The organism is Streptomyces sp. NPDC059564 (assembly GCF_042735575.1).
Taxonomy (GTDB): domain Bacteria; phylum Actinomycetota; class Actinomycetes; order Streptomycetales; family Streptomycetaceae; genus Streptomyces.
On sequence record NZ_JBHWBP010000468.1, the window covers coordinates 1 to 4,997 of the forward strand.

A 4,997-nucleotide genomic window follows, 5' to 3' on the forward strand; every position below is an offset into this window, starting at 1 on the left:
CGCCCCGGGAACCCACCACCGACGCTTCGGGCTCCAAAAAAATCCCGCGTTACCGGTGATTTGCGCGTGTCACGGGGGGCCCCCGGGGTGGGCGCCCCCACAACAGGTTGCCGGCGGCTCTCGTGCGGACACTTCTTTCGCACCGACCCCTATCCCGCCGGCTGCGACTTCCCGCCGTAAGACGACGGCCGCGAGGTCCTCGGCGTGATGGTCGGCGACAGCGAGACCGGTGGGCGTGTCATCCCCACGGGGCGACGTTCGGCACGGTAGATCAGGCAAGACTCTTGCCAAGCCCAACACCGCCCCGGAGGTTCCATGTCGAAGAGCGGCGCGCCCCGAGTCGACGTCCCGAGTGAGGCGCCGGCGCGGGCGTCGCTTGTGTTGGCGTCCCTGATCATCGTTGCCGCAGTGGCCAACCTGAACCTGTCGGTGGCCAACGTGGCGCTGCCCGCGATCGGGAAGGCCTTCGACTCCTCCCAGAGCTCGCTGAACCTGGTCGCCGTGGGGTACTCCCTCGGCCTGGCCGCATCGGTCCTCTACCTGGGTGCGGTCGGCGACCGTCACGGGCGCAAGCTGCTGCTGCTCCTCGGCACCGCTCTGTCCGTCCCCGCCTGTCTGCTCGCCGCGTCCGCACCGAACGACACGGTCCTGGTGATGGCCCGGATCCTCGGCGGGCTCTCGGCCGGCATGGCCTACCCGACCACCCTGGCGCTGATCACCGCCCTGTGGGCGGGGCCCGGGCGGACGAAGCCGATCGCGCTGTGGTCAGCCCTGGGCGGCGGCATCTCCATGCTCGGGCCGGTGATCGCGGGCGCGCTGCTCGAACGCTTCTACTGGGGATCGGTGTTCCTCATCACCCTGCCCCTCGCCGTGGTCGCGCTGGTCATGGCCCTGCTGTTCGTCCCCGCACACGCCAACGAGTCGGCCGAACCAGTGGACAACCTCGGCGGCATCCTGTCCGTCCTCCTGATCGCGGGACTGGTACTGGCGATCAATTTCGCCGCCGTCCCCCACCAGGGAGCACTGGTCGTCGGGCTCGTCGTGATCGCCCTGGCCGCCGGAGCGGCGTTCTTCCGGCGTCAGCGCCGGGCCCCCAACCCCTTGTACGACCTCCACATCGCCGGACGGCGTACGTTCTGGGTCGCCGCATGCGCGGGAATCATCGTGTACGGCTCCATGATGGGATCGGCGTTCATCAGCCAGCAGTACCTGCAGAACGTGCTCGGGTACGACCCCGTCGAAGCCGGCGCCGCCATCCTCCCCCTCGTCGTGATGATGGTGCTCGTGGCACCACGGTCCGCGAAGCTGGTCGAGACGCGCGGCGCCCGTACGACCCTGCTGATCGGCTACGCGTTCCTCTTCCTCGCCTTCGGCTGGATGCTGCTGTTCTGGGGCGAGCACAGCCGCTACTGGCACATCGGCCTCGCCTACGTGCTCACCGGGATCGGCGCCGGCCTCGCCGGGACGCCCGCATCCCACTCGCTGACCGGATCGGTGCCCGTGCGGCGGGCCGGCATGGCCTCCGGTACCGCCGACCTGCAACGGGACCTCGGCGGGGCCGTCATGCAGTCCATCATGGGGCTGCTCCTCACCGCCGGCTACGCCTCGGCCTTCAGCGCGGCGATCGCCGCCTCCCCCGAGAGCGAGGACGTGTCGGATCAGGTCCAGAGCGAGCTGACGAAGTCGTTCGCCTCCGCCGGGCAGGTCGCCCAGCAGCACCCCCAATACACCGACCAGATCATCGCGGCAGCACGCCAGTCCTTCCTCCACGGCGACGACTGGGCGTACACCGTCGGCCTGGCCGCGATCGCCCTGGGCGCCATGCTGATCTTCTTCATGTTCCCGCACCGGGACGCCGAGCGGGAGCTCCTGGGGCGCTACTACGCCGAGGACTCCGCCTCCGCCGCCACCGAGAGGCCGAGCGGACCGGGAGCCTGAGAGGCCGTACGGTCAGCCGGTCGCCGACCGGGTCTCCCGCACCCCAGTTGAGCCGTTCGGTTCGGGAGAACACCCCATTGGATCAGTGGCAGTCGTGCCACCGGGCCATGGCAATCCGGTGGTGCTGTCGTGGTGGCGCGGATTGCGTGTCCCCGTCAGCACCCAGGGAGCGGTTCAGTGGAAGCAAGCAGCAGTGACCGTAGCCGAACGCTCCTTGTTCCTCAGGTCTTCAAGGACAGGGAAGGACTCCACCGGTGGCTGAGGCATCCGCTCCTCCAGCCGTCCGACACGAACTGCTGAGGCTCACGTGAACAGCGCGATCGCGATCATGGCGGACACCCCTCCGCAGCTGCTCCCGGCCCGCCAACTCATGGCCTTCACCCTGGCCTCCCACATCCTGCTCGTTCCCTTCGGCGTGGCTCTTCCCGCCATCACCCTGCTGATGCACTACCGCGGGCTGCGCACGGGCGATCCGGTCGCCCTGCTGCTCGCGCGGCGCTGGTCGGCGGTCATGGCCGTGCAGTTCGCCATCGGCATCGTCACCGGGACCGTGCTCTCCTTCGAGTTCGGCCTGCTCTGGCCGGGTCTCATGGGCCGGTGGGGCGATGTCTTCGGCCTCGGGTTCGGGGTCGAGGCGTGGGCGTTCTTCCTGGAGGCGATCCTCATCGCCATCTACCTCTACGGCTGGCGGAGACTGAAGCCGTGGACGCACTTCTGGCTGGCTCTGCCCCTGCCGCTGACGGCACTGCTGGGCGCGTTCGGCATCATCGCCGCGAACTCCTGGATGAACACGCCGCGCGGCTTCTCGCTCGACGTGGGCGGCAACCCCGTGGACATCGACGTCCGCAAGGCGATCTTCACGCCGATCTTCGGCCCCGAGTACTGGCACTTCGTGGCGGGTGTCGTCCTCACGGCGGGCTACGTCGTGGCCGGGGTGTACGCGGTGGGCTGGCTGCGAGGCCGACGTGACCACTACCACCGGCTCGGCTTCACCGTTCCGTTCACCGTCGCCGCGATCCTCACCCCCGTGCAATTCGTGCTCGGGGACTCCATCGCCCGCTCGGTGTTCCAGGAGCAGCCGATGAAGTTCGCCGCCACCGAGATGGTCTGGAAGACCGGCACCCACCAACCGGAGATCCTGTTCGGACGCCTGCATGAGGACGGAACGGTCTCCGGCGGGCTCAAGATCCCCCAACTGGACTCGATCCTCGCCGGTTTCAGCCCGGACACCCAGGTGACGGGTCTGTCGTCGGTCCCCGCGAGCGACCGCCCCACGGCGGCCCAGGCCACCATCGCCCACTGGGCGTTCGACATCATGGTGTCGATCGGGAGCGCTCTCCTCCTGCTCGCGCTCTGGTACGGCTGGTGCTGGCTGCGACGACGCGACCTGCCGGGTTCCCCGTGGTTCTTCCGGTGCGCCGCCGTGGCAGGGGCGGCCTGCCTGGTGACGGTGGAATGTGGCTGGATCACCACCGAGGTGGGGCGCCAGCCCTGGATCGTGTACGAGAACATGCGGGTGTCCGAAGCCGTCACGGACACCCGGGCCGCGTCGTTGTGGACGATGCTCGCCATCGTCATCGTGGTCTACGTACTGATCTTCGGCACCTTCCTGGGCGTCCTGCTTAAGATGCGCACCCGCTGGCGGATCGCGGACGAACAAGAGGGCGATGCCCAGGCCGCCGGCACTCCGGAAAGCGACGCCCCCTACGGGCCCCGCCGGGCGACCGTCGCGGCCGCACCGGATCACGATCACGGATCCGCTCGCGGTGACGGAGGAGGGCGATGATCCAGGACGTCGTGGCCTGGGTGCTGCTGGCCGCAGTTGCCGCCTACGCCTGTGCGGGCGGGACGGACTACGGAGCCGGGTTCTGGGACCTCTTCGCGGGCGGCACCGTACGGGGCAAGCGGCCCCGGTGGCTGATCGACCACGCCATGGAGCCCGTCTGGGAGACGAACAACGTCTGGCTCATCTTCGTCCTGGTGTTCATGTGGACGGGATTTCCGGTCCTGTTCCAGACGCTCTTCACCGCCATGTGGCTGCCCCTGGCGCTCGCGGCCCTGGGGCTCGTCCTGCGCGGTGCGGGCTTCGCCCTCCGCAAGCCCATGACACGCCTCGCGCACCGCAGGATCTACGGCACCACCTTCGCCGTTTCCTCCCTCCTGGTGCCCTTCTTCCTCGGGGCGGTCGTCGGCGGGCTGGCCACGGGCCGGGTCGCTCCGGGGACGAAGGCGTCCGCGGACGCGTGGTCCAACGGGACCTCCGTGCTCTGCGGCCTGCTTACCGTCGCCGCGACCGCCTTCCTGGGGGCGGTGTTCCTCACCGCCGACGCCCGCCGCTTCGACGCCCCCGACCTCGTCCACTACTTCCGGCTGCGGGCCTGGTGCAGCCTCGGGGTCATCGCCGTCCTGGCCGCCGTCGGCCTCGTCGTCACACACCACGACGCGCGCTACGTCTACGACGGCCTCACCAGCGGCGTCGGCCTCGCCTTCGTCCTGGCGGCCGCCGTCTGCGCCGCGGCCACCGCCGGGCTGCTCCACCGCACGGCCACGGGCTGGGCGAGGATCACCGCGGTCGGGAGCGTCGCCCTCGTCGTCATCGCCTGGGGGCTGGCCCAGCGCCCCTATCTCATCCCCACCTCGCTGACCGTGGACGAAGCGGCCGGAGCACCGACGACACTGCGCTGGCTGCTCCTGGTCACGGTCATCGCGATCGTGCTCGTCGGACCGCCGCTGGTCCTGCTCTACCGCCTGGACACCAGCGGCGCCCTGCAACCCCTCGCCGACAACGACCTGCGCCGCACGGCCGTGAACCGGGATCCGGGCCGGCACCGCTGACCACTCCGCCGCTACCTCTCCATCGAGGGCATGGACAGCCTCTATCCCCAGGCGCGCGACGCACTCGACTCGGTCGGAGTGCGGCGCGCCGACTGGCTGACACCCAACTCGCGCGCGGGGAGACCGACGCCCGCCACCACGGCGAGGTCCGCAAGGTGCTGCTGGAGGCGGAGGCCACGCACCGCGCCATCCAGCTCGCCCGGGTCGCGGGTTCCCCGCTGTAC

The 4,997-nt window shown here is 69.9% G+C and carries 4 protein-coding genes; 3 read left to right on the top strand and 1 reads right to left on the bottom strand.

Annotated elements, in window-relative coordinates:
* Positions 1 to 315: 315 nt before the first annotated feature.
* The 3 genes from ACFV0Q_RS38300 to ACFV0Q_RS38310 all read left to right on the top strand — a co-directional run bounded on the left by ACFV0Q_RS38300 (position 316) and on the right by ACFV0Q_RS38310 (position 4,773).
* A complete protein-coding gene (locus tag ACFV0Q_RS38300; RefSeq protein ID WP_385012289.1) occupies positions 316 to 1,938 on the top strand; it encodes an MFS transporter in 1,623 nt (540 codons plus the stop codon).
* A gap of 307 nt (positions 1,939 to 2,245) precedes the next feature.
* Positions 2,246 to 3,724, top strand: coding sequence for a cytochrome ubiquinol oxidase subunit I (locus tag ACFV0Q_RS38305; protein WP_385012291.1), 1,479 nt, complete (start codon positions 2,246 to 2,248; stop codon positions 3,722 to 3,724).
* Entirely contained in the window at positions 3,721 to 4,773 is a 1,053-nt protein-coding gene (locus ACFV0Q_RS38310; RefSeq protein ID WP_385012292.1) for a cytochrome d ubiquinol oxidase subunit II, read from the top strand. Before ACFV0Q_RS38305 ends, ACFV0Q_RS38310 begins: the two co-directional genes overlap by 4 nt.
* Before the next feature lie 41 nt (positions 4,774 to 4,814).
* Here ACFV0Q_RS38310 and ACFV0Q_RS38315 read toward each other — a convergent pair.
* The coding region (locus ACFV0Q_RS38315) for a hypothetical protein (RefSeq protein ID WP_385012294.1) at positions 4,815 to 4,997 on the bottom strand (183 nt) is incomplete at its 5' end.